This window comes from Bradyrhizobium sp. STM 3809 (assembly GCF_000239795.1).
Taxonomy (GTDB): Bacteria; Pseudomonadota; Alphaproteobacteria; order Rhizobiales; family Xanthobacteraceae; genus Bradyrhizobium.
The window spans coordinates 1-23,061 of the sequence record NZ_CAFJ01000199.1 but is presented as its reverse complement, the minus strand read 5'-3'; the positions used below and the strand labels follow the sequence as shown (position 1 = coordinate 23,061).

Genomic DNA, 23,061 nt, shown 5'->3' with positions numbered 1-23,061 from the left:
GCTGCAATCAGAGTTCCCGGTCGCAACGCCGTCAACGCCAATAGTCTCAGAGCAAGCTTGGTGACAGGCGAGGCCGGCGTCTCGTCAGCCCGGCGCAGGACCATCCTCGCTTGCTCGAGCTCCGTAATCGCCGGCTGTCGCCCTTTCTTGAGCGGCTTCATCGCCTTCTGGACAGCAGCGGCAGGATCGTTCTCGGCACGCCCCGATGCGATGGCATAGACGAAGACCGCCGACATCCGCTGGCGGACGCGACGCGCCGTCTCGACAGCAGGGCGATCCTCGATCTGACGCAGAACGGCGATCACGTTCGCCGCAGTGATATCCCGGATCGGAATAGAGCCGAGATCGGGGAACACGTCCCGCTCCAGTGAATGGAGGACGTCGAAGGCGTGCTGCTCGACCCAGTGCCCCTTGTTCAGATCGTGCCATTCGCGGGCAATCGCTTCGAAGGTCGACGATTGGCTTGTGGCGACCTGGAGACGTCTGAGCCGCTTCTCGACCGCAGGGTCCCGCCCCTCGCGAAGGAAGCGCTTGGCGTTCGCGACCGCGTCCCTGGCCTCGGCGAGCCCGACCAAGGGATACGGACCGAGTGAAAGCAACTTTTCCCTGCCATCAAACTCGTATCTTAGGCGCCAGAGCTTGCCGCCTGCGGGAGAGACGTAAACGTGGAGTCCCCCACCGTCGGTGAGCTTGTAAGGCTTGTCCGCCGCCTTGGCTTTCCGGATCTGGACGTCAGTCAGCATGAACTCACCCGCGATACCCGGTCGGGCCTGCCTGATACCCGGTTTCATACCCGGTCTTGACCGGGTTTGGATGGGTAGTCCTGGGAACGGCCGGCAACGATTCCACCACCTAATGCATTGTTAAACAAGCATTTTGGCAGGTTTTGGGAACGGCTGGGATGAGGTGCTGGCGGAGAGAGTGGGATTCGAACCCACGGTACGGTTTCCCGCACACACGCTTTCCAAGCGTGCGCCTTAAGCCACTCGGCCATCTCTCCGGCGGCCCTCTCTTGGCGGGGTCGGGGGCGTTTTGCAAGCGGGGCGGAGGCGTCTGGGCCAAATTTCCCCCAAATGGCTGATAAAAATCACCAATCCGGCCGGCCAGGGGGCCGGTCTGGCCCTCTGGCGAAAGCCTGGAGGGGGCCCGTGAACCGGGGCCTGTCATGCTGCGACCACTGATTTGCGCTGAACTGCCCCAACGCCCTCCCCCAAAGATCTCTTGAAGGATCTGTTCGAGGATCTCCCATGCCGTCACCTGCTCCTGTCCGGCTCGCCTTTGTCCTGATCGCGGCGCTCGGCATTGCCGGGACCGGCGCGGCCCGCGCCGACCAGTGCACACGGCAGGGCGTCGACGTGACCTGCGACGATGGCCGCAAGGGGATCTGGCAGGGCGATGCGATCCTGTGGCCGGACGGGACCCGATCGAGCCTCAAACCGCACCCGTCGGTCATCGTCGGCAACAAGGCCTCGGTGGTGGTCGGTCCCGGCGTGTTCGTCGGCCAGGGCAACGGCATGGTGCCGATGGACAATCCGAGCTCGCCGAACAAGCTGCGCTGCGCCGTGCTCGACGGCGTGTCGTATTGCCACTGAGCCACTGATCTCGCGTTGCCTCTCCCGCCTGCGCCGCTGCACGTGGGCCGCTGGAGGGCTCAGTGATAGCGCGCGCTCGAGGACGCCAGGCGGCCGCTGAGGAATCCAGCCGGCGCGGCCGGCAGCGGTTCGATCTCGGCAGCATCCTGGGCGCCGTCGTCCTGCAGCGCGTCGAGGAAGTCCGCGAACCATTGCTGGATCGAATGGCGGCGCAGCTTGGCCATCAGGATCTGGTGACGCATCCGCCGCTCGTTGAGCGGCATCGAAAGCGCCATCGCGATCGTCCGTGCCATGCCGTCGATGTCGTGCGGATTGACCAGTAGCGCGGCATCGAGCTCGTTGGCCGCCCCGGCGAATTTCGACAGCACCAGCACGCCGGGATCGACCGGGCTTTGCGCGGCGACATATTCCTTGGCGACCAGGTTCATGCCGTCATGCAGCGGCGTGACGACGCCGACCTGCGCGCTGCGATAGAGGCCGGCGAGCACGCCCTGGCCATAGCCCTTGTTGAGATAGCGGATCGGCGTCCAGTCGACCTCGCCATGGCGGCCGTTGACCTCGCTGACGAGGCGCGCAACCTCGCTCTGCAGATTGCCATAGGCTTCGATGGATTCGCGCGAGGGCGTCGCGATCTGCAGCAGCGACGCCGCGCGCAGCAGGGTCGGATGGACAGTCCACATCCGGTCGAACGCGTTGATGCGGTTGACGAGGCCCTTGGAGTAGTCGAGGCGGTCGACGCCGATCGCGAGCTTCTCGCCGTGCAGGCTGCGGCGCAACCGCGACACGTCGGGATGCGAGGCGGCCTTGGCGGCCTGCTGCGCGAACTTGTCGGCGTCGATGCCGATCGGAAACACGGCAAGACGCGTGCGGCCGTGCCGCGAGCCGACGACACCGTCGCGCACCTGCAGGCCGAGATCGGCACGCACGCAGGCGGTGAAGTTCTCGCGATCATCCTCGGTCTGGAAGCCGATCAGATCATAGGCGAGCATCGCGGTGACGAGGTCGCGGTGATTCGGCACGCTGTCGATGACGCTGCGCGCGGGCCATGGCGTATGCAGGAAGAAGCCGATCGGACTCCTGACGCCGAGCGTACGCAGCTCCGCGCCGAGCGAAAGGAAATGATAGTCCTGGATCCAGAACAGCGTGTCCGGCTTGTGGAACTTGAGCAGCGCGCGGGCGACGAACGAATTGACCTCGCGGTAGGAGTTGTAGTCGTCCTGCGAGACGCGAATCAGATCGCTGCGGGAGTGCAGCGCGGGCCACAGCGCCGAGTTGGCGAAGCCTTCATAATAGCCCGCATAGTGCGCGGCCGGCAGATCCAGCAGCGCCAACGCGCCCTGGCCGAGCTGCTCGACCTGCGCAATCGGTTCGGCCTGTGCGCCATCGCGCACCCGACCCGAGGAACCCACCCAAACTGCTCCCGAATTTTCCACAACGGGCAGCAGGGCTGCCGCAAGTCCGCCGGTCATTGGCTCGTTGGCTTTGCCACGCGCCACCCGATTCGAAACCACGACGAGGTTCACAGATCCCCTCCTGTTGGTCATGTCGGTTAACAGCTGTTCATCAATATGGTTCCGGGCCACCCTTTCAACCAATTGAAACCAAATTCGGGCAGTGCCGCGGTGTAATCACAGCGCCCGTGAAGTCAGAGGATTTCTAATGTGCACATGCATGCGCATCGTGCGAACCGCACGCAGATGGAACTACATGATCACCCGACTGGAGATGAAGTAGTTCCGCCCGTCGCGAGTTGCGACAGAAACGCGCGCACATCATCCGGCGTATCGAAATGGCCATCGACGCCGCGGGCGCGGCGTCCCACCGAGAACGACAGCCCGGCAAAATCGGGCATGATCGCGAAGACGGTTTCGTCGGTGACGTCATCCCCGATGAAGAACGGCTTGCGTCCCGCGAACGGCGCGCGGCGCATCAACTCGCGTACGCCGCTCGCCTTGGTGAATCCGGCCTGCTTGATCTCGCAGACGCTCTTGCCGGGCAGCACTTCGATCGGCGCGCCGGGCAGCTCGGCGCGAATGCGCGACACCTCCTCATAGATCGCCTTCTCCGCCTGCGGCGCAAGGCGATAGTGCAGCGCCAGCGAATAGCCCTTGTCCTCGAGCAGAATGCCCGGACTGAGCTTGGCGATCGCCGCGAGCCTGCGTTTCAGCTCCTTGTCGAGCGGCGGCGCGCCGATGGCGTCGGCCTCGCTGCCGCCGGCGAGCCGCATCTCCGCACCGTGGCCGCCGACGGCGGGAAAGATCGCGGGCGCGAAGATCAGGTCGATGTCGTTGAGTGAGCGTCCGGAGACCATCGCCAGCGCGCCGGAGGTCCGCTGAAGCAAAGCATTCAATGTTTCCATCAGCCCTGGCGGAACCCACACTTCGCGCGGCGTCGGCGCGAGGTCGAGCAAGGTGCCGTCGATGTCGAGCAGGATCGCGACCTCGCGCAGATGCGGCACGAGGCTCAACGGGGTCGGCACGATCTCGGCGGGTTCGGACGTGCCCTGCACGATCAGGTCGGACTTCTCGGACATCCTCGACTACTCCATCACGGCGAGCGGTCGAGCGACCTGCTCGAGCGATTTGCGCTCGGCTGCGACCGCATAGCGCCAGGCCACGAGCGCCGCCACGACCATCAGCCCCGCGCCGAACAGGTAGCCTGCGAACACGGCGCTGCGCGCGCCGGAATCGAGCAGCGCGCCGAACAGCGCGGGTCCGGCGACGCCGCCGATGCCGGTGCCGATCGCGTAGAACAACGCGATCGCGAGCGCGCGGACCTCGAGCGGAAAGTTCTCCGACACGGTGAGATAGGCGGCGCTTGCGGCGGGCGAGGCAAAGAAGAAGATCACCATCCAGGCCGCGGTCTGGGTCTGCGCGCTCAGCACACCGATCGAGAACAGATAGCCGGTGAGCGCCAGCAGCACGCCGGATACGCCGTAGGTGAAAGTGATCATCGCGCGGCGGCCGAGCGTGTCGAAGAGGCGGCCGAGCAGCAGCGGCCCGAGCACGTTGCCGGCGGCGAAGGGCAGGATGTACCAGCCGACATGGTCGGACTTGATGCCGTAGAAATCAGTCAGCACCAATGCGAAGGTGAAGAAGATCGCGTTGTAGAAGAACGCCTGCGCGACCATCAGCGTCAGTCCGACGAGCGAGCGCTGGCGATAAACCGAAAACAGCGTGCGCGCGACCTCGCCGAGCGGCGTATGGTCGCGCATGCGCAACTTCATCGTGGGAAGAGATTTCGCGCGCGCCTCGCGATCGTGGCCGGTGACCTCGCGCTCAATGGCGACGACGATGTCATGCGCCTCGTCGGGGTGGCCGTGGATCATCAGCCAGCGCGGGCTTTCCGGAATCCACATCCGCATGATCAGCACGACGAGGCCGAGGCAGGCGCCGATGCCGTAGGCCAGCCGCCAGCCGACATCGGGGCCTGCGACGGCCGGGTCCAGCAGCACTATCGCGCCGACCGCGCCCAGCGCAGCGCCGAGCCAGAAGCTGCCGTTGATCATCAGGTCGGTCCAGCCGCGATAGCGCGCCGGCACCAGCTCCTGGATCGTCGAGTTGATCGCAGTGTACTCGCCGCCGATGCCGGCGCCGGTGAGAAAACGAAACAGCGCGTAGGTCGCGACATTCCATGAGAACGCGGTCGCCGCGGTCGCGGAGAGATAAAGCGCCAGCGTGATGAAGAACAGTTTTCGCCGCCCGATGCGGTCGGTCAGCCAGCCGAAGCCGAGCGCGCCGAGCACGGCGCCGGCAAGGTAGGCGCTGTTGGCGAGCCCGATCTCGAGATTGGAGAAGTGCAGGCTCGGACTCTGCTTCAGCGCGCCCGACAGCGCGCCGGCGAGCGTCACCTCGAGCCCGTCGAGCACCCAGGTGATGCCGAGCGCCAGCACCACGCGGGTGTGGAACGGGCTCCAGCGGAGATCGTCGAGCCGGGCAGGGATATTGGTCTCGATGACATTGTCGTCGCGCGAGGGCTCGCGCGCGGCTTCGCCGGATGGCGGCGTCGAGGTGATGACGCGGAGATGAGGAAAGGATGCCTGCCGGGGTGCCATGGAATCCCACTGCGACGGCGCGAGACGGCACCGAGAGCTTGACCGGAAAGGATGAAGCAAATGCGGCAGCGATGTCCTGCCGCTGCGACCCAACGTCTCGCCGGGCGCGGGGTTCCCGGACGGATGGGGGAACTCGGCTCTCATCGGAGCCATCCTTGGCACGTGGCTGAGAGCCCGGACGCCGCTCCACCTTCAGCTGTCGTCCCGGGCAAGCGAGCGGAGCGAGCGCGCGCAGAGATCCATCCCGCGTGATGTGAGATTGGCCGCCCGACCAATACCACCCGCCCCACGCTAGCCACGGCGTAGGGATACCCGCATTCGCGGGGATGACAGCTGAGGGTTGGGCCGCGAGCTCACAAACGCATTTGCCAGCCGTGAGGAGAACAGCCGAACCCCGGCGGCCTCACGCCGCGCGGATGTTCGCCATGAAGCGGTTGAGCTCCTCGCGCAAGCGCGCGCTCTCCGAGGACAGCGATTGGGCCGAGCGCAGCACCTCCTCCGAGGCCTCGCCGGTCTGGGTCGCGCCGCGGTTGACCTGGGTGATGTCGCTGGCCGCGGCCTGGGTGCCGGCGGCGACGCCCTGCACGTTCTTGGCGATCTCCTGCGTGGCGCCGCCCTGCTGCTCGACGGCGGTCGCGATCGAGGAGGCGATGGTGGAGATCTGGCGGATGGTGCCGCCGATCTGCTTGATCGCCGCGACCGATTCCTGGGTGGCCGCCTGCATGCCGGAGATGTGGTTGGAGATGTCGTCGGTGGCCTTGGCGGTCTGCTCGGCCAGCGACTTCACCTCGGACGCCACCACCGCGAATCCCCGGCCGGCATCGCCGGCGCGCGCCGCCTCGATGGTGGCGTTGAGCGCCAGCAGATTGGTCTGCTCGGCGATCGCGGTGATCAGCTTGACGACATCGCCGATCTCCTGTGCCGCGCGCGACAGCTTGCCGATGCGGCCGTCGGTCTCCTCGGCCTGCATGACCGCGGATTCGGCGATGCGGCTGGACTCCCGCACCTGGCGGCCGATCTCGCTGACCGAGGCCGACAGCTCGTCGGTCGCGCTCGCCACCGACTGGATCCGGTTGGTCGCCTGGTCGGAGGTGCCGCTGACCCGGCTCGCCAGCGACTGCGTCGTTTCCGCGGTCTGCGTCAGGGTCGAGGCGGCATGCTCGAGCTGCTGCGCCGAGCTCGACACGTTGGAGACGATCGAACCGACGGCGGTCTCGAATTCGTCGGCGAAACGAATCAGCTCGGCCCGGCGCGCCGCGCCGGCCGCCTTGTTCTGGGCATCCTGCGTCGCAGCATCGCGCTCCGCCTTGGCCACCGCCTGCACCTTGAACTCCTCGACCGCCGCGGCCATTTCGCCGATCTCGTCGGCACGCCCGAGACCGGGCAGTCGGACCTCGAAATTGCCGGAGGCGAGCTCGCGCATCGCCTTGCACATCGTGATCATCGGCCTGGAAATGCCGTTGCCGAGCATCAGGGCCAGCGCCGCGCCCAGCGCCAGGCCGCCGACGGCGAGGATCGCGATCAGCCGCTCGATTTCGGCGATGGTGCCGTTGGTGGACGCCTCGATGCGCTGCTGGTCGGCGGCGAGATCGGAGCGCAGCCCGTTCGACAGCGCGAGGATCTCGGTCGCCGCGCTGCCCATGTCCTGCACCAGCTTGGCCAGGGTCTTGGCGTTCTCCGAAAACTTGATGAAGGCAGCGCGATACTGCTTGATGAGGTCACCGAGTTCGCTGACGCGCTGGGTGACCTTCTCGTCGTTGGCGTAAATGGTGACCAGCGACGTCTCGAGGAAACGGGTCCGGGCGATGGCGCCGTCAGCCGTCCTCGGGTCCGGCTTGGCCAGGAAGGTACCGACCAGGGCGGAGGCGGTGAGGTACTGACCGGTCAGATCCTTGGCGGTGGTCTGCACCGTCGGGAGCCCCGCCAGCGCCGCCGTATCGGCCAGGTCGTCGAACTTGAAGCGGATCTTGTTGCCCACGATCCCGATCTGGTCGGTCGCCAGCTTGGCGTTGTCGTGGGTCAAGGTGACGATGTCCGAGAAGATCTTGGTGAAAGTCTGAAATTGCGTTTGCAGCTTGCCGAGCTGGGCCTGGCGGTCTGCCGCGCTCGTCGCCGCCATCGACTTGTCGATCGCCGCCTGGACGGACTGCTGGGCCGCCATCGCGGCTGCCTCGTCTTCCGGCTTGCCGGTCATGGCAAAATAGCGGACGAGCGCTTGATAGGAGACGAGCTCGCGATCGATGGTCCTGGCCGCGTCGGCCTCGGCGACGCTCATCCGATAGGCGGCGACGGCGGCGGCGACCTTCTCGAACCCGACATAGGCGAAGCCGATGCCGGCGGCGGAGAGGGCCAGCACGATCGCGAAACCAAGAAAGATCTTGGCGCGGAAACGCAGGGTCAGAAAATTGCCACGCCGCGACCGCGGCGCAAATTGCGCAGACATTCCCACCCCCGACACGCCGTTCTTTACATGAGCGAAGCGAACCGGCACCGGCCGCCAGCGCACCAGACCGTGATCAAAACTACGTCACAATGGCTAAGGGGCGGTAAATGGAAGCAATTGGCATGCAGCCTGCAGTCGGCGTACGCCGCCGCAGTCGGCGTCACGCCGTTGCCGAGGCCGCTCGCCGCCGCGTGCCAGATGCGACCGAATCGCCGATGCCGCGCGCAAGACGTCGCAATGACGCCCTAGACGAAAATTCGAGTTGCAAAGTCCTGAGGGCGCTGTTTCTAATCGGAATAAGAATAATTCATCGGGAGGTTACTCGTGTCGACAGTCAAATTGACAGTGAACGGCAAGGCGGTCTCGGCTGAGGTCGAGGATCGCACCCTGCTCGTGCACCTGTTGCGGGATCATCTCAATCTCACCGGCACCCATGTCGGCTGTGACACCAGCCAATGCGGCGCCTGCGTCGTCCATATCGACGGCCGGGCCGTGAAATCCTGCACCGTGCTGGCCGGCCAGGCCGCCGGCGCCAATGTCACCACCATCGAAGGCATTGCCAAGGGCGACGAGTTGCACCCGATGCAGGCGGCTTTCCGCGACAATCACGGCCTGCAATGCGGCTATTGCACCCCGGGCATGATCATGTCCGCCATCGATATTGTGCACCGCCACGGAGGCGCGCTCGACGAGGCCACGGTGCGCGAGGAGCTGGAAGGCAACATCTGCCGCTGCACCGGCTATCACAACATCGTCAAGGCCGTGCTCGACGCCGCCGGCCGGATGAAGGTCGCCCAGGCCGCCGAATAGCGGCGGCCGTCCGGCTTTCGACGTCCTTCAATCAAATACCGAGACCACGACCGCTGCGCGCGATGGCCGCGGCGGGACAACAAACTCCGGTAGGGGAGAGATTCGCATGGGTATGGAAGGCATTGGCGCAAGCGTCGTCCGCAAGGAGGACAAGCGTTTCATCACCGGCAAGGGCCGGTATGTCGACGACATCAAGCTGGTGGGCATGACCTATGCCCATTTCATCCGCAGCCCGCACGCGCACGCCAAGGTCAAGAGCATCGATGCTTCGGCCGCCGAGGCGATTCCGGGCGTGGTCGCGGTGCTGACCGGCAAGCAGATCGTCGACGACAAGGTCGGCAACCTGATCTGCGGCTGGGCCATCACCTCCAAGGACGGCTCGCCGATGAAGATGGGTGCATGGCCGGCGATGGCGCCGGAGACCGTGCGCTTCGTCGGCCAGGCCGTCGCCGTCGTGATCGCCGACAGCAAGAACCTCGCGCGTGACGCCGCCGAGGCCGTGGTCGTCGAGTATGAGGAGCTGCCGGCGGTGGCCGACATGCCGTCCGCGCTGAAGCCCGGCGCGCCCCAGCTGCATCCGGAGGCTCCCGGAAACGTCGTCTATGACTGGCACATCGGCGACGAGGCCGCGGTCAGCGCCGCCTTCTCCAAGGCCGCTCACGTCGTCAGCCTGGAGCTGACCAACAACCGGCTCGCGCCGAACGCGATGGAGCCGCGCGCGGCGATCGCCGACTATGACGCCGCCGAGGAGCACTTCACGCTCTACACGACGTCGCAGAACCCGCATGTCGCCCGCCTCGTGCTGTCGGCGTTCTACAACATCGCGCCCGAGCACAAGCTGCGCGTGATCGCGCCCGACGTCGGCGGCGGCTTCGGCTCCAAGATCTTCATCTATCCGGAAGAGATGGTGGCGCTGTGGGCCTCCAAGAAGGTCGGCCGTCCGGTGAAGTGGACCGGCGACCGCACCGAGGCGTTCCTGACCGACGCGCATGGCCGCGACCACATCTCCAAGGCCGAGATGGCGTTCGACGCCGACCACAAGATGCTCGGCCTGCGGGTCAAGACCCACGCCAATTTCGGCGCCTACATGTCGCTGTTCTCGTCGTCGGTGCCGACCTATCTGTACGCGACCCTGCTGTCGGGCCAGTACAACATCCCGGCGATCTACGCGGAGGTGATGGGCGTCTACACCAACACCACGCCAGTCGACGCCTATCGCGGCGCGGGCCGTCCCGAGGCGAGCTATCTGCTGGAGCGGCTGGTCGAGACCGCCGCGCGCCAGTTCAAGGTCGACCCGGCGGAGCTGCGGCGGAAGAACTTCATCACCCAGTTCCCGCACCAGACCCCGGTGATCATGGCCTACGACACCGGCGACTTCAACGCCTCGCTCGACGCGGCGCTGAAGGCGATCGACTATGCCGGCTTCGCAGGCCGCAAGGCCGCCGCCAAGGCGCAGGGCAAGCTGCGCGGCATCGGCTTCTCCTGCTACATCGAGGCCTGCGGCATCGCGCCCTCGAAGGCGGTCGGCAGCCTCGGCGCCGGCGTCGGTCTGTGGGAATCGGCTGAGATCCGCGTCAACCCGGTCGGCACCATCGAGGTGCTCACCGGCTCGCACAGCCACGGCCAGGGCCACGAGACCACCTTCTGTCAGCTGATCGCGGACCGCCTGGGCGTGCCGATCAGCCAGGTCTCGATCGTCCATGGCGACACCGACAAGGTGCAGTTCGGCATGGGCACCTACGGCTCGCGCTCGGCGGCCGTCGGTCTGACCGCCATCCTGAAGGCGATGGAGAAGGTCGAGGCCAAGGCCAAGAAGATCGCGGCCCATGCGCTCGAGGCGTCGGAAGGCGACATCGTCATCGAGAACGGCGAGTTCAAGGTGACCGGCACCGACAAGTCGATCGCGCTGCCGATGGTCGCGCTCGCCGCCTACACCGCGCACAATCTGCCTGACGGGATGGAGCCCGGATTGAAGGAGAGCGCCTTCTACGATCCGACCAACTTCACCTTCCCGGCCGGCACCTACATCTGCGAGCTCGAGGTCGACCAGGCCACCGGCAAGACGTCGTTCGTCAACTTCGTCGCGGCGGACGATTTCGGCCGGCTGATCAACCCGATGATCGTCGAGGGCCAGGTCCATGGCGGTCTCGTCCAGGGCATCGGCCAGGCGCTGCTGGAGCACGCCGTCTATGACGGCAACGGCCAGCCGGTCACGGCGTCCTTCATGGACTATGCGATGCCCAGGGCCGACGACGTGCCGTCGTTCAAGCTGAGCCACACCACGACCTTCTGCCCGGGCAATCCGCTCGGCGTGAAGGGCTGCGGCGAGGCCGGCGCGATCGGTGCCTCGGCGGCCGTGATCAACGCGATCACGGATGCGATCGGCAACAACAAGCTGGAAATGCCGGCGACCCCGGACCGCGTCTGGCACGCGATCCACGGCAACGCCTGATCGAACGGGAGGAGCAACCATGTACGAGACGACCTATCATCGCGCCTCCTCGGTCGACGAGGCCGCAGCTTTGTTCTCCAAGGGCAGCGAGGCGAAATTCCTCGCCGGTGGTCACACATTGATCCCGGTCATGAAGCAGCGCCTCGCCTCGCCGTCCGATGTCATCGACATCGGCAAGATCAAGGACCTGATCGGCGTGCAGCTCTCGGGCGACACGCTCGTGATCAAGGCGGCGACCACGTACTACGACATCATGACCAGTGCCGATGTGAAGAAGGCGATCCCCGCGATCGCCCATCTCACCTCGGTGCTCGGCGATCCCGCCGTGCGCTCGCGCGGCACGATCGGCGGCTCGATCGCCAACAACGATCCGGCGGCGGACTTCCCCGCAGCGCTGGTCTCGCTCGGCGCCACCGTGAAGACCAACAAGCGGTCGATCTCGGCGGACGATTTCTTCAAGGGCTTGTTCACGACGGCGCTCGAGGACGGCGAGATCATCACCGAGGTGGCGTTCCCGGTGCCGGAGAAGGCCGGCTACGCCAAGATGCGCCATCCGGCCTCACGCTTCGCGCTCACCGGCGTGTTCGTCACCAAGACGAAGAGCGGCGACGTCCGTGCCGCCGCCACCGGCGCCTCGCAGAGCGGGGTGATGCGGGTGCCGGCGATCGAGGCGGCGCTGAAGGCGAATTGGTCGGCATCGGCGCTCGACGGCGTCAGCGTGTCGGCGGCGGGCCTGCTCAGCGACATCCACGGCTCGGCCGATTACCGCGCCAATCTGGTGAAGGTGATGGCGCAGCGCGCGGTGCAAGCCGCGGGCTGAATGTCCGACGCGGATCATTCCGCGCAACGGTACGACAAATTCCACGGCGCGCAGCAATGCGCGCCGTTTTGCTTTGCGGCATACGGCGCCCTTGCGTTGATTTGATGCACGCGGGACAATCGAGGGATCAGGAAACGCAAGCGACAAGACGCGCGACGCCCAAGGACACAACGAAGGACACAACGACGTGCTCGACAAGACCGCTCCTCACAACCAGACCCGCGCCACCGGCCCGCTCGCAGGTTTCCGCATCGTCGAGTTCGCCGGCATCGGACCGGGACCGTTCGCCTGCATGCTGCTGGCGGACATGGGCGCGGAGGTGGTGACGCTCGATCGCGTCGGCGCGCGCAAGAATATGAAGTCGGTCGCCGGCCGCGGCCGCACGGTGATCGAGCTCGATCTCAAGGACAAAGCCGTCATAGCCGACGTGCTCGATCTGCTCGCGGGCGCCGATGCGCTCATCGAAGGTTTCCGCCCCGGCGTGATGGAACGGCTCGGGCTCGGCCCCGATGTCGTGCTCGCGCGCAATCCAAGGCTGGTCTACGGACGCATGACCGGCTGGGGCCAGGAAGGACCGCTGGCGCATGCCGCCGGCCACGATATCAACTACATTTCCATCACCGGCGCGCTGGCCGCGATCGGGCCGAAGGAACGCCCGGTGCCGCCGCTCAATCTGGTCGGCGATTTCGGCGGCGGTGCCTTGTATCTCGTCGTCGGCGTGCTCGCCGCGCTGCTGGAAGCATCGAAGTCCGGCAAGGGCCAGGTGGTGGACACCGCGATGTGCGACGGCGCCGCCTCGCTGCTCGCGATGTTCTTCGACCTCACCGCGATGGGCCGCTGGACCGAGGGGCGCGAGCGCAACTTCCTCGATGGCGGCGCGCATTTCTACGGCGTCTATGAATGCGCCTGCGGCAACTTCATCTCGATCGGTTCGATCGAGCCGCAATTCTACGCGCTGCTGCGCCAGCACGCCGGCCTCAGCGATCCCGCCTTCGAGGCGCAGATGGACCCGCGCGCCTGGCCGGCGCTGAAGGAGAAGCTGGTCGCGGTGTTCAAGAGCAAGACGCGCGAGGAATGGTGCGCGATCATGGAAGGCACCGACATCTGCTTCGCGCCGGTGCTGACGATGTCGGAGGCGCCCAAGCACGCCCACATGGCCGCCCGCGGCGTCTTCGTCGAGCGCCACGGCGTCACGCAGCCCGCGCCCGCACCGCGGTTCTCGCGCACACCCTCGACCATCCGCGAGCCGCAGGTCGCCGAGATCGGGACGCTGGTGAATGCGTGGAAGGCAGGGCGGTAAGCTCATCGTCTCGTGGGTGCCGACCGCACGCCTCATCCATCCGATCGGAAATGAGTTGACGACGCTCGCGCCAAACCACGGTGTCATCCCGGCGAACGCCGGGATCCATAGCCACCGTCCGTGGTGAGGCAAAGATCGTCTGCCACCGTGCCCTGCTGAGACATCACGCGGTATGGGTCCCGGCTCAAGGCCGGGACGACGCTGTTTGTGGCGCGGCAGTGTGCCGCTTGCACCCACCGTCATTGCGAGCGAAGCGACGCAATCCAGGGCCAGGGCGGGACTCTGGATTGCTTCGTCGCTTTGCTCCTCGCAATGACGAGCAAACCGACTTCCCCTACTCCGCCGCCTCGACCTTCAGCACGCCGCGGCGGATCTGGTCTTCCTCGATCGATTCGAACAGCGCCTTGAAGTTGCCTTCGCCGAAGCCGTCGTCGCCCTTGCGCTGGATGAACTCGAAGAAGATCGGGCCGATCGCATTGGCCGAGAAGATTTGCAGCAGCACCTTGGTATGGCCGCCATCGACGACGCCCTCGCCGTCGATCAGGATGCCGTTCCGCTTCAGCCGCGCGACGTCCTCGCCGTGCCGCGGCAGCCTGTGATCGATGCGCTCGAAATAGGTGTCGGGCGGTGACGGCATGAAGGGAAGGCCAGCGCTGCGCAGGCCCTCGACGGTCGCGTAGATGTCGCGTGCGCCGCAGGCGATGTGCTGGATACCCTCGCCGCGGTAGGTCTTGAGATATTCCTCGATCTGGCCGGAGTCGCCGGCATCCTCATTGATCGGAATCCGGATCTTGCCGTCCGGACTGGTCAGCGCGCGCGAGAACAGGCCGGAGGCGCGGCCCTCGATGTCGAAGAAGCGGATCTGGCGGAAGTTGAACAGCTTCTCGTAGAAGCCGGCCCAGACGTCCATGCGGCCGCGATGGACGTTGTGAGTGAGGTGATCGATATAGTACAGCCCGGAGCCCGCCGGGCGCGGGTCGCGCGCGCCGATCCAGTCGAATTCGAGGTCATAGGCCGCGCCCTTGGCGCCGTAGCGATCGACCAGATACAGCAGGCTGCCGCCGATCCCCTTGAGCGCGGGCACGTCAAGCGTCTTCTGCTGTGCAGGCAGATCGGCGGGTTCGGCACCGAGCGCGATTGCCCTTGCATAGGCCTTCCTGGCGTCGACCACCCGGAACGCCATCGATGGCGCGCACGGGCCGTGCGCGGCGACGAAGTCGTGGCCGTGGCTGCCCGGCTCCTCGTTGACGAGGTAGTTGATGTCGCCCTGGCGGTACAGCGTGATCGCCTTGGTCTTGTGGCGCGCGACGGCGGTAAAGCCCATCAGCCCGAAAAGCGCGTGCAACTGCCCGGCGTCGGGGTGGGCATATTCGACGAACTCGAAGCCGTCGGTGCCCATCGGGTTCTCGGCGGAGATGGTGGCAGGCGGCGCATCGTGCGGAAACGGACCCATGGGTGGCAGCTCCTTCAGCTTGACCCGGAGATCATCGCCCGGATTCGACGCATGGAGCATGCAAACCATTGTCATTTTCGCCCGGATATGCACGATCCGTGCATGCTTAAAGGAAATGGCGCATGATTTTGGTCGACAGCTTCGATCTCCGCATCCTGGCCGCGCTGCAGGACGATGGCCGGCTGACCAACCAGGAGTTGGCCGATCTCGCCGGCCTCTCCGCCTCGCAATGCTCGCGTCGCCGGATGCGGCTGGAGGAAGACGGCGTCATCGCCGGCTACCGCGCCCAGCTCGCGAGCCAGGCGCTCGGCTTCGAGCTGATCGCCTTCATCCAGATCACCCTGGCCACCCACTCGCCCGACAATGCCCAGAAGTTTCGCGCGCTGGTCAACCGTGTCGACGAGATCCAGGACGCCTATGCGCTGACCGGCGACTCCGACTACCTGCTCAAGGTCGTGCTGCGCGACCTCAAGAGCCTGTCCGACATCGTCAACAATGTGCTGATGCCGCATCAGAGCGTCGCCCATGTGCGCTCCTCGATTGTGCTCGACCGGCTGAAGGAGAGCGCGAAGCTGCCGCTGGCGTCGCTGCCGACGAGCTGACGGCATGGCGCGAATCGAGGGAACTTCGGCATTCACCCCCACGCGGGCTTTTGCGACAGTCGCCGCGCTCCAAATTTTGCGAGACCACCATGGCGCTGCAGCTTCGCCCCAACTGCGAGTATTGCGACAAGGATCTGCCGCCGTCCGCGACGGACGCGCGGATCTGTTCGTATGAATGCACGTTCTGCGCAGATTGCGTGGAGACGAAGCTATCCAACGTCTGCCCGAACTGCGGCGGCGGCTTTGCGCCGCGCCCGATCCGGCCGGCGCGGGAATGGCGCCCTGGTGTCTGCACGGTGAAGCAAGTGCCGTCGGACAAGCGCGTGCATCTGAAATTCGCGGCCGAGGACGTCGCGGCCTTTGTGGTTGGCGTGAAGGATGTGGCGCCGGAGAACCGCTGATGTTTCCTCTCGTCATTCCGGAGCGGCCCGCACGGCCGAGCCCGGAATCCATAACCATGACTCAACCTGCGGATGGAATGCATAGCCACGAGCAGGTCGCACGACAGGTCCGCCTGTGAGTATGGAGTCCGGGCTCGCGCTGCGCGCGCCCCGAAATGACGGCGGCGAGTCGGGTGGCTAGTCCGCCGCAACGATCGTGCCCTCCACGTCGCCGAAGCCGACGCGATAGCCGTTGCCCTGGCACCAGCCGCGCATGACGAGCGAGTCGCCGTCTTCCAGGAACGAGCGCTTGACGCCGCCGTCGAGTTCGATCGGCTCGGTGCCGTTCCAGCTGATCTCGAGCAGGCTGCCGCGCTGGTGCTTCTCCGGGCCGGAGATGGTGCCGCTGCCGAGGAGATCACCGACGCTCATGGCGCAGCCGGAGGACGCATGGTGCATCAGCTGCTGGACGCTCGACCAGTACATGTATTTGAAGTTGGTCCGGCAGATGCTCTGGGCGTTGTTGCTGCCTGCGGCACGCAGGCCGACATCGAGCGCGAGATCGTAGTTCTGCGCATTCTTCTGCTGCAGGTATGACAGCGGAACCGGGTCCTGCACCGGCCCCGCGATACGGAACGGCTCCAGCGCCTCCCGCGTGACGACCCACGGGCTGATCGACGTCGCGAACGCCTTGGCCTGGAACGGGCCGAGCGGGACGTATTCCCATTGCTGGATGTCGCGCGCGCTCCAGTCGTTGAGCAGCACGAAGCCGAAGATCATCGCTTCCGCCTGCGCCTCGGTCAGCATCTCGCCGAGACGCGAGGGCTGGCCGATGACGACGCCCATCTCCAGCTCGAAGTCGAGCCGCTTGCATGGCCCGAAGCTCGGCACGTCGGCGCTCGGCGGCTTGAGCTGGCCGCGCGGCCGGCGCACGTTCGTGCCGGACACGACCACCGTCGAGGCGCGGCCGTTGTAGCCGATCGGCATGTGCAGCCAGTTCGGCTGCAGCGCATTGTCCTTGCCGCGGAACATCACGCCGACATTGGTGGCGTGCTCCTTCGACGAGTAGAAATCGGTGTAGCCGGCGACGCGGAACGGCAGATGCAACGTCACGTCCTGGCGCGGCAGCAGCGCGCGGCCGCGCAGCGGCTTGTCGTCGCGAAGCCGCGGATTGTCCTCGCGCAACAACGCGCTGATCGCCGCGCGCGTCCTCGACCACACGGCGGGGCCGAGCGCCATGAAGGCATTGAGCGAGGGTTGCGCGAACACCTCGTAGGCCGGCGACAGGTCGAGCAGGCCTTCGTCCTCGAGCACGGCGAGGTCGAGCACGAACTCGCCGATCGCGACGCCGACGCGGGGCTTCGACGAGTCCGCTGCCGAGAACACGCCATAGGGCAGGTTCTGGATCGGGAAATCGGACGACGGATCGACCGGGATGAAGGAGCGGAGCGAGGGATCGTTGGGGTGGGGCACGGTGTGTTCCTGAATTCGCGTCACGCCTCACGCTGTCATTCCGGGGCGGCCCGCAGGGCCGAGCCCGGAATCCATAGCCACAGGACGACGTGTGAGGCGAGGTGGTTGTGGCTCAGCTTTTCATCCACACGACCGATCGTGGTTATGGATTCCGGGCTCGCCGCTTTCGCGGCGCCCCGGAATGACGGCGGAGGTGGTGGTCAAGGCCGGTTCGGATCGAAGCGCTTTTCCAATCCGTTCCAGCAATCGGCGTAGTCCGGCTGCAGGGTGCCGGACTCCGCTGCGTGCTTGGTGATCCGCTGCGGGAAGCGGGTCTCGAACATGAAGGCCATGGTGCCCGTCAGCTTCACCGGCTTCAGCTCGCCGTTGCTGGCGTGTTCGAAGGCTTCGCGGTCCGGGCCGTGCGGCAGCATGCAATTGTGCAGGGACATGCCGCCGGGCACAAAACCCTGCGGCTTGGCGTCATAGACGCCGTAGATCAGGCCCATGAACTCCGACATGATGTTCATGTGATACCAGGGCGGGCGGAAGGTGTTGTCGGCCACCATCCAGCGCTCGGGGAAGATCACGAAATCGATGTTGGCGGTGCCGGCGGTCTCCGACGGCGAGGTCAGCACCGTGAAGATCGACGGATCCGGATGATCGAAGCCGATGGCGCCGACCGGCGAGAAGGTGCGGAGGTCGTATTTGTAGGGCGCGTAATTGCCGTGCCAGGCGACGACGTCGATCGGCGAATGCTTCAGCTCGGTCTTGAACAGCGCGCCGCCCCACTTCACGTAGAGCTCGGTCGGCGTGTCCTTGTCCTCGTAGGACGCGACCGGCGTCAGGAAGTCGCGGGCATTGGCGAGGCAGTTGGCGCCGATCGGGCCGCGCTCCGGCAGGGTGAACGCGCCGCCATAGTTCTCGCAGAGATAACCGCGCGCCGGGCCGGCGGGGATCTCGACCCGGAACTTCACGCCGCGCGGAATCACGACGATCTCGCCGGGCTCGGCATCGATGCGGCCGAACTCGGTGACGAACAGCAGGCGCCCCTGCTGCAGCACGAACATCAGCTCGCCATCGGCATTGTAGAAGTGCTGGTCGACCATCGACTTGGTGATGACGTAGACATGCGCGGCCATGCCAGCCTGCGTCGCCGCATCGCCCGCCGTCGTCATCGTCTGCACGCCCTGCAGGAACGTCACCTCGCCCGCCGGCATCGGCGTCGGATCCCAGCGCAGCTGCTGCACCGTGATCTCCTGCTCGTGGCACGGCGCGGTGCGCCACAGCCCGGCGTCGACCTTGGCGAAGCGGCCGGAGTGCTTCACCGAGGGCCGGATGCGGTACAGCCAGGAGCGCTCGTTGGAGCCGCGCGGCGCGGTGAACGGCGAGCCGGACAATTGCTCCGCGTAGAGCCCGTAGGCGCAGCGCTGCGGCGAGTTGCGCCCCAGAGGCAGCGCGCCCGGCAGCGCCTCGGTCTCGAACGAATTGCCGAAGCCGGACATGTAGCCGGGCGTGACCTGGCCCGTCGCACGGCTGAGCTGGTCAGGCGATGTGTTGACGTTCATCATCCTTCTCCTTGCAGGCGGGCCCACATCTCGCGGTCGCGCTCGGCGGTCCAGATCACGGGATCGTCGATGCCGCTGGCCTCGTCATAGGCGCGCGACACGTTGAACGGCAGGCAGTGCTCGTAGATGGCGAAGCTCGAGAACTTGGGATCCATGACCTCGCGCGTTGCGGCCATCGACTCCTTCAGGCTGCGGCCCTTGGCGACCGAGATCTCGGCCGCGCCATACAGCGACGAGACGAAATCGCGGGTCATCGCGATCGCCTCGCGCACGGTGGCCTCGCCCTTCAGCGCATCACCGCGGCCGGGCGCGATCGCCTTGGGATTGAAGTCGCGGATCTCGTTCAGGGTCGACGGCCATTCGCGCAAATAGGCGTCGCCGCAATAGCAGGCGGAGTGATACTCGATGAGGTCGCCGGAGAACATCACCTCGGCGTCCGGCACCCAGGCGACGATGTCGCCGGAGGTGTGGCCCGCGCCGAGCTGGATCAGCTGCACCTCGCGCTTGCCGAGATGGATGGTCATCTCGCCCTCGAAGGTCAGGGTCGGCCAGGTCAGGCCGGGAATGCTCTGCGCGTCCTGGAACAGCCGCGGGAAGCGGCCATACTCCGAATCCCAGTCCTGCTGGCCGCGCTCGACGATCAGCCGGTGCGTCTCCTGCGAGGCGACGATTCCCTGCGCGTGATAGGCGGAGGCGCCGAGCACGCGCACGGCGTGATAATGCGACAGCACGACATATTTGATCGGCTTGTCGGTCACGGTCTTGACGCGTTCGATGACCTTGTTGGCCATCGCCGGCGTCGCCTGCGCGTCGAACACGATGCAGCCGTCATCACCGACGATCACGGCCGAGTTCGGATCGCCCTCCGCCGTGAAGGCATAGAGATCGGGCCCGATCTCGGAGAAGGTGACCTTCTTCTCGGCCATGTCGGTGGTGGATGCGAAACCTTTCGCCATCAGTTCATTCCCTGTGTCGGCAGCTATTGCTGCTGTTGTTGCTGTTGCTGGCTGGTGTCGATCATGCGCCGCTTCGCGAGCGTGATCGCCTCGCGCAACACGGTGATGTCGCCGATGTGATTGGCGAGGATCAGGACCAGCGCCGCATCGAGATCGGCGCTGTCCTTGTCCGAGAGGCCGCGATGCGCCTCGACGATGGCACGGAAGGCGTCATCGGGCTTGGCGAAGTTGGAGGCGGTCGAGAGGGCCATCACCAGCTCCTTCAGTTCAGTCCGGCGGCGCGCGCCACGGCCGCGGCGATGGTCTCCCGCGTCGGATGCCGGAACCGCGCGGCGACATAGCCGTCCGGGCGGAGCAGATAGGCCGTGCCGGGCTCGGCGCCGTAGCGCTGGCCGGCGAAGCCTTCCGCATCCGCGAAACCGTCGCCACCGATCCTGATGACACCGACCTCGCCGGGTGCGTCGACCGCCGTGCCATTGGCAAACGACAGCACGGTGAAGCGCCGGCCCTCGGCATTGAACGCGTCAGTGAGATGAAGGTGCCGTCCGTCGGCGGCCTTCAGCGGCGCATCGAGCAACGAGGTGCCCGGGCAAGGCCCGCTCGCCCACGCTTCGGCATCGGCGGTCGACAGCGGCGTCTCGTAGACCGATGGCACCGAGAGCCGGCCGCCATTGACCATGCGCTTGCCGAACTCGGTCTCCTTGGCGAGCGCCAGGACCGCCTTGCGCAAACGCGCCTCCTGTGCGCTCACCGGCGCCATGAAGTCAGTGGCGCGGGTGGATTCGCGAATGTTCTCGTCGGCCGCGGCGCTGCGCTCGATGTGATAGGTCTCGAGCAAATCGGACGGCGACGTCCCGCGCAGCACGCGATCGAGCTTCCAGGACAGGTTCTCCGCATCCTCCAGCCCGGAATTGGCGCCGCGCGCGCCGAACGGCGACACCTGGTGCGCGGAATCGCCGGCGAAGATTACCCGGCCATGGATGAAGCGCTCCATGCGGCGGCACTGGAACTTGTAGAGCGAGATCCATTCGAACTCGAACTTGTCGTGGCCGAGCATGCGCGCGATGCGCGGCCGCACGTTCTCCGGCTTCTTCTCGACCTGGGGATCGCAGTCCGGCGTGAGCTGCAGGTCGATGCGCCAGACGTCGTCGGGCTGGCGATGCAGCAGGGCCGAGCGTCCGGCATGGAATGGCGGGTCGAACCAGAACCAGCGCTCGGTCGGGAACGCGGCGGTCATCTTGACGTCGGCGATCAGGAACTGATCCTCGAACACCTTTCCGGAGAAGCCGGCGCCAACCATGCTTCGCAGCGACGAGCGCGCACCGTCGCAGGCGATCACATATTGCGCCGACAGGCGGTAGGGGCCATCCGGCGTCTCGATCGTCAGCACCGCACCGTCATTGCGCTGTTCCAGCGCGGTCACCTTGTTGCGCCAGCGCAGCGAGATCGACGGCAGCGCACTGACGCGGTCGACAAGATAGGCCTCGGCGTAGAACTGCTGCAGGTTGATGAAGGCCGGGCGCTTGTGACCGGGTTCGGGCAGCAGGTCGAACTGATAAAGCTCCGACGGACCGTGGAAGATGCGGCCGACGTTCCACACCACGCCCTTCTCGACCATGCGGTCGCCGACGCCGAGCCGATCCCAGTAATCCAGCGAGCGCTTGGAGAAGCAGATCGCGCGCGAGCCTTCGCCGATGCGATCGGCGTCATCGAGCACGACGACGGCATGGCCGCGCTGCGCCAGATCGATCGCGAAGGACAGGCCGACGGGACCGGCGCCCACCACAACAACGGCATGTGCGACCGGCGCCGCGTGATCCTGATCGCCGTGCCTGATATAGCCGAACTGCACCTTCGCTGGGCTCGCGCCCTGCCCCGGATTGGTCTGCACCATGGCTTGCTCGCCTTATGGTTTCTTGGAATGGAAGCGACCGACATTTCCTCGGGTGAGGCCTGCGGCTGATTTGCCCGACGACTGAATTGCCAGACGACCGACTTGCCAGATAGTCTCACCTGCAACTATTCTAAAGCTGACGGCCTCGGCCGCGTCAACTCAAAAAAATCGGAGCGCGAACGTGGCGACCACATCCCCCGCGGCGTCCAGGCGGCGGGCCAAACCCGCCGACGGCGAGCCGCATGCCGCGCTGCCACAGGGCGACGAGCGGCTCGACCTGTTCAAATTCGCGCCGTTCCGGCTCAACCGCCTGGCCGCCGAGGTCAGCGCCGCGCTCGCCAGCGACTACCGCGAGCGCTACGGGCTCGACATTCCAGAATGGCGCGTGCTGGCGACGCTCGGCTTCCGCCGCGACGCCTGCAGCGCGCAATATGTCGCAGCCTGCACCCGCACGCACAAATCGACCATCAGCCGCGCGGTGACGTCGCTGCTGGAGCGGCGGCTGATCGAGCGGGTGGAGAACGCCGACGACCGCCGCGAATTCCGGCTGCGGCTGACGCGCAAGGGCAAGACGCTGTATGAGGAGCTGATCCCGCGGCTGCAGCAGCGCGAGCGCGAGATCATGGCGTGCCTGTCGGCGGAGGAGCGCAAGCTGTTCGACCGCCTGATCGGCAAGATCGAGGCGAGCCTGGATTTGATCCAGACCAGCGAGGAAGCGGACGCCAAGCAGGCGTATTAGTTCGCGTTTCGCAGGGTGGGCACAGCTTCGTAGGGTGGGCAAAGGGCCGCCGAAGGCGGCGCGTGCCCCCGTTCTTCGCGCAACAAGGGCGGTGGGCACGGCGCGCGAGACCGTCATCCGCCACGCGCACCACCCAGGCGCCTTTGCCCACCCTACGGCAGATCGGTGAGATCAGCGCGCTGCATTGAGCAGCGCGACGACAACCTCCATCGTCATCCCGGCGAATGCCGGGATCCATAACCACAGGGAGACGTTTGAGGCAGGCTCGTCGTTGGCATCTCGCAAACGGCATCGGCCGCGGCGTATGGGTCCCGGATCGGCGCCGCGATGCGCTGCGCGCGTCGCGGCTTGTCCGGGACGACAGCGGGGGTGGAGCGGATTCACGGTTCAAACAGCGGAGATCGCTCAAAGCCAGGCGACATGCGCGCGCAACCTCGCGGCCAGCACGGCCCGAGTCATGCAATCAGTTCGTCCCTCGCGAGCATGCAGAGGGCGCAGGGAATGCCGGGTGAGGGCCTCACCCATGGCCCGCCTGAGAAAAGAAAT

General features: G+C 66.2%; 19 protein-coding genes and 1 tRNA gene. 8 read left to right on the top strand and 12 right to left on the bottom strand.

All coding sequences use genetic code 11. The features are described from left to right. Together BRAS3809_RS11035 and BRAS3809_RS11030 are read right to left on the bottom strand one after the other, a co-directional pair. Positions 1–743, bottom strand: a 743-nt coding sequence (locus tag BRAS3809_RS11035; RefSeq protein ID WP_035656039.1) for a tyrosine-type recombinase/integrase, incomplete at its 3' end; no start/stop codon positions are given. Between the two features lie 167 nt (positions 744–910). Further along, positions 911–1,000: transfer RNA gene (locus tag BRAS3809_RS11030), tRNA-Ser, on the bottom strand. A 247-nt stretch (positions 1,001–1,247) separates the two neighbouring features. On the opposite strand from BRAS3809_RS11030, the gene BRAS3809_RS11025 reads away from it, so the two are divergent. Then, positions 1,248–1,592 carry a hypothetical protein gene (locus BRAS3809_RS11025; RefSeq protein WP_008962175.1) on the top strand — a complete coding sequence of 115 codons (345 nt, stop codon included), beginning with the start codon at positions 1,248–1,250 and terminating at the stop codon, positions 1,590–1,592. A gap of 59 nt (positions 1,593–1,651) precedes the next feature. On the opposite strand, the gene BRAS3809_RS11020 is transcribed toward BRAS3809_RS11025, so the two are convergent. From BRAS3809_RS11020 to BRAS3809_RS11005, 4 genes are all read right to left on the bottom strand, one after another. Further along, positions 1,652–3,115: an alpha,alpha-trehalose-phosphate synthase (UDP-forming) gene (locus BRAS3809_RS11020; protein WP_035656036.1), complete on the bottom strand. Its 1,464-nt coding sequence runs from the start codon at positions 3,113–3,115 to the stop codon at positions 1,652–1,654. Positions 3,116–3,303: 188 nt separating this feature from the next. Further along, positions 3,304–4,125, bottom strand: coding sequence for a trehalose-phosphatase (gene otsB / locus BRAS3809_RS11015; protein WP_008962173.1), 822 nt, complete (start codon positions 4,123–4,125; stop codon positions 3,304–3,306). A gap of 6 nt (positions 4,126–4,131) precedes the next feature. Beyond that, complete coding sequence (locus BRAS3809_RS11010; protein WP_008962172.1) at positions 4,132–5,646, bottom strand: MFS transporter; 1,515 nt, start codon at positions 5,644–5,646, stop codon at positions 4,132–4,134. A 403-nt stretch (positions 5,647–6,049) separates the two neighbouring features. Then, on the bottom strand, positions 6,050–8,095 hold the full coding sequence (locus tag BRAS3809_RS11005) for a methyl-accepting chemotaxis protein (protein WP_008962171.1): 2,046 nt from the start codon (positions 8,093–8,095) through the stop codon (positions 6,050–6,052). Positions 8,096–8,413: 318 nt separating this feature from the next. On the opposite strand from BRAS3809_RS11005, the gene BRAS3809_RS11000 reads away from it, so the two are divergent. The 4 genes from BRAS3809_RS11000 (at position 8,414) to BRAS3809_RS10985 (ending at position 13,471) form a co-directional block, all read left to right on the top strand. Continuing rightward, positions 8,414–8,899, top strand: a complete 486-nt coding sequence (locus BRAS3809_RS11000; RefSeq protein ID WP_008962169.1) for a (2Fe-2S)-binding protein — start codon at positions 8,414–8,416, stop codon at positions 8,897–8,899. Positions 8,900–9,005: 106 nt separating this feature from the next. Next, on the top strand, positions 9,006–11,351 hold the full coding sequence (locus tag BRAS3809_RS10995; protein WP_008962168.1) for a xanthine dehydrogenase family protein molybdopterin-binding subunit: 2,346 nt from the start codon (positions 9,006–9,008) through the stop codon (positions 11,349–11,351). A gap of 19 nt (positions 11,352–11,370) precedes the next feature. Beyond that, positions 11,371–12,171, top strand: a complete 801-nt coding sequence (locus tag BRAS3809_RS10990) for an FAD binding domain-containing protein (protein ID WP_008962167.1) — start codon at positions 11,371–11,373, stop codon at positions 12,169–12,171. A 187-nt stretch (positions 12,172–12,358) separates the two neighbouring features. After that, a complete protein-coding gene (locus BRAS3809_RS10985) occupies positions 12,359–13,471 on the top strand; it encodes a CaiB/BaiF CoA transferase family protein (RefSeq protein ID WP_008962166.1) in 1,113 nt (370 codons plus the stop codon). Positions 13,472–13,805: 334 nt separating this feature from the next. Here the strand turns inward: BRAS3809_RS10985 and hppD are convergent, their stop codons facing one another. Further along, the gene (gene hppD / locus BRAS3809_RS10980; RefSeq protein ID WP_008962165.1) at positions 13,806–14,924 is read right to left on the bottom strand and encodes a 4-hydroxyphenylpyruvate dioxygenase; all 1,119 of its coding nucleotides are present in this window, start codon (positions 14,922–14,924) and stop codon (positions 13,806–13,808) included. Positions 14,925–15,046: 122 nt separating this feature from the next. Between hppD and BRAS3809_RS10975 the strand changes: the two genes are divergently transcribed. Both BRAS3809_RS10975 and BRAS3809_RS10970 read left to right on the top strand, forming a co-directional pair. Next, complete coding sequence (locus BRAS3809_RS10975) at positions 15,047–15,526, top strand: Lrp/AsnC family transcriptional regulator (RefSeq protein WP_008962164.1); 480 nt, start codon at positions 15,047–15,049, stop codon at positions 15,524–15,526. 89 nt (positions 15,527–15,615) lie between these two features. Beyond that, complete coding sequence (locus BRAS3809_RS10970) at positions 15,616–15,927, top strand: DUF1272 domain-containing protein (protein ID WP_008962163.1); 312 nt, start codon at positions 15,616–15,618, stop codon at positions 15,925–15,927. Positions 15,928–16,104: 177 nt separating this feature from the next. Here the strand turns inward: BRAS3809_RS10970 and fahA are convergent, their stop codons facing one another. The 5 genes from fahA to BRAS3809_RS10945 all read right to left on the bottom strand — a co-directional run bounded on the left by fahA (position 16,105) and on the right by BRAS3809_RS10945 (position 21,776). After that, a complete protein-coding gene (gene fahA, locus BRAS3809_RS10965; RefSeq protein ID WP_008962162.1) occupies positions 16,105–17,379 on the bottom strand; it encodes a fumarylacetoacetase in 1,275 nt (424 codons plus the stop codon). A 200-nt stretch (positions 17,380–17,579) separates the two neighbouring features. Continuing rightward, positions 17,580–18,926: a homogentisate 1,2-dioxygenase gene (hmgA, locus tag BRAS3809_RS10960; RefSeq protein ID WP_035656037.1), complete on the bottom strand. Its 1,347-nt coding sequence runs from the start codon at positions 18,924–18,926 to the stop codon at positions 17,580–17,582. Then, positions 18,926–19,882 (bottom strand): MBL fold metallo-hydrolase, encoded by a 957-nt coding sequence (locus BRAS3809_RS10955; RefSeq protein ID WP_008962160.1) that lies wholly within the window; start codon positions 19,880–19,882, stop codon positions 18,926–18,928. Before BRAS3809_RS10955 ends, hmgA begins: the two co-directional genes overlap by 1 nt. Before the next feature lie 23 nt (positions 19,883–19,905). Then, positions 19,906–20,133 (bottom strand): DUF2783 domain-containing protein, encoded by a 228-nt coding sequence (locus BRAS3809_RS10950; RefSeq protein WP_008962159.1) that lies wholly within the window; start codon positions 20,131–20,133, stop codon positions 19,906–19,908. Positions 20,134–20,144: 11 nt separating this feature from the next. Further along, entirely contained in the window at positions 20,145–21,776 is a 1,632-nt protein-coding gene (locus BRAS3809_RS10945; protein WP_008962158.1) for an FAD-dependent oxidoreductase, read from the bottom strand. Between the two features lie 181 nt (positions 21,777–21,957). Here BRAS3809_RS10945 and BRAS3809_RS10940 point away from each other — a divergent pair, with 181 nt between their 5' ends. Next, positions 21,958–22,515: a MarR family winged helix-turn-helix transcriptional regulator gene (locus tag BRAS3809_RS10940; protein WP_008962157.1), complete on the top strand. Its 558-nt coding sequence runs from the start codon at positions 21,958–21,960 to the stop codon at positions 22,513–22,515. Positions 22,516–23,061: the final 546 nt, after the last annotated feature.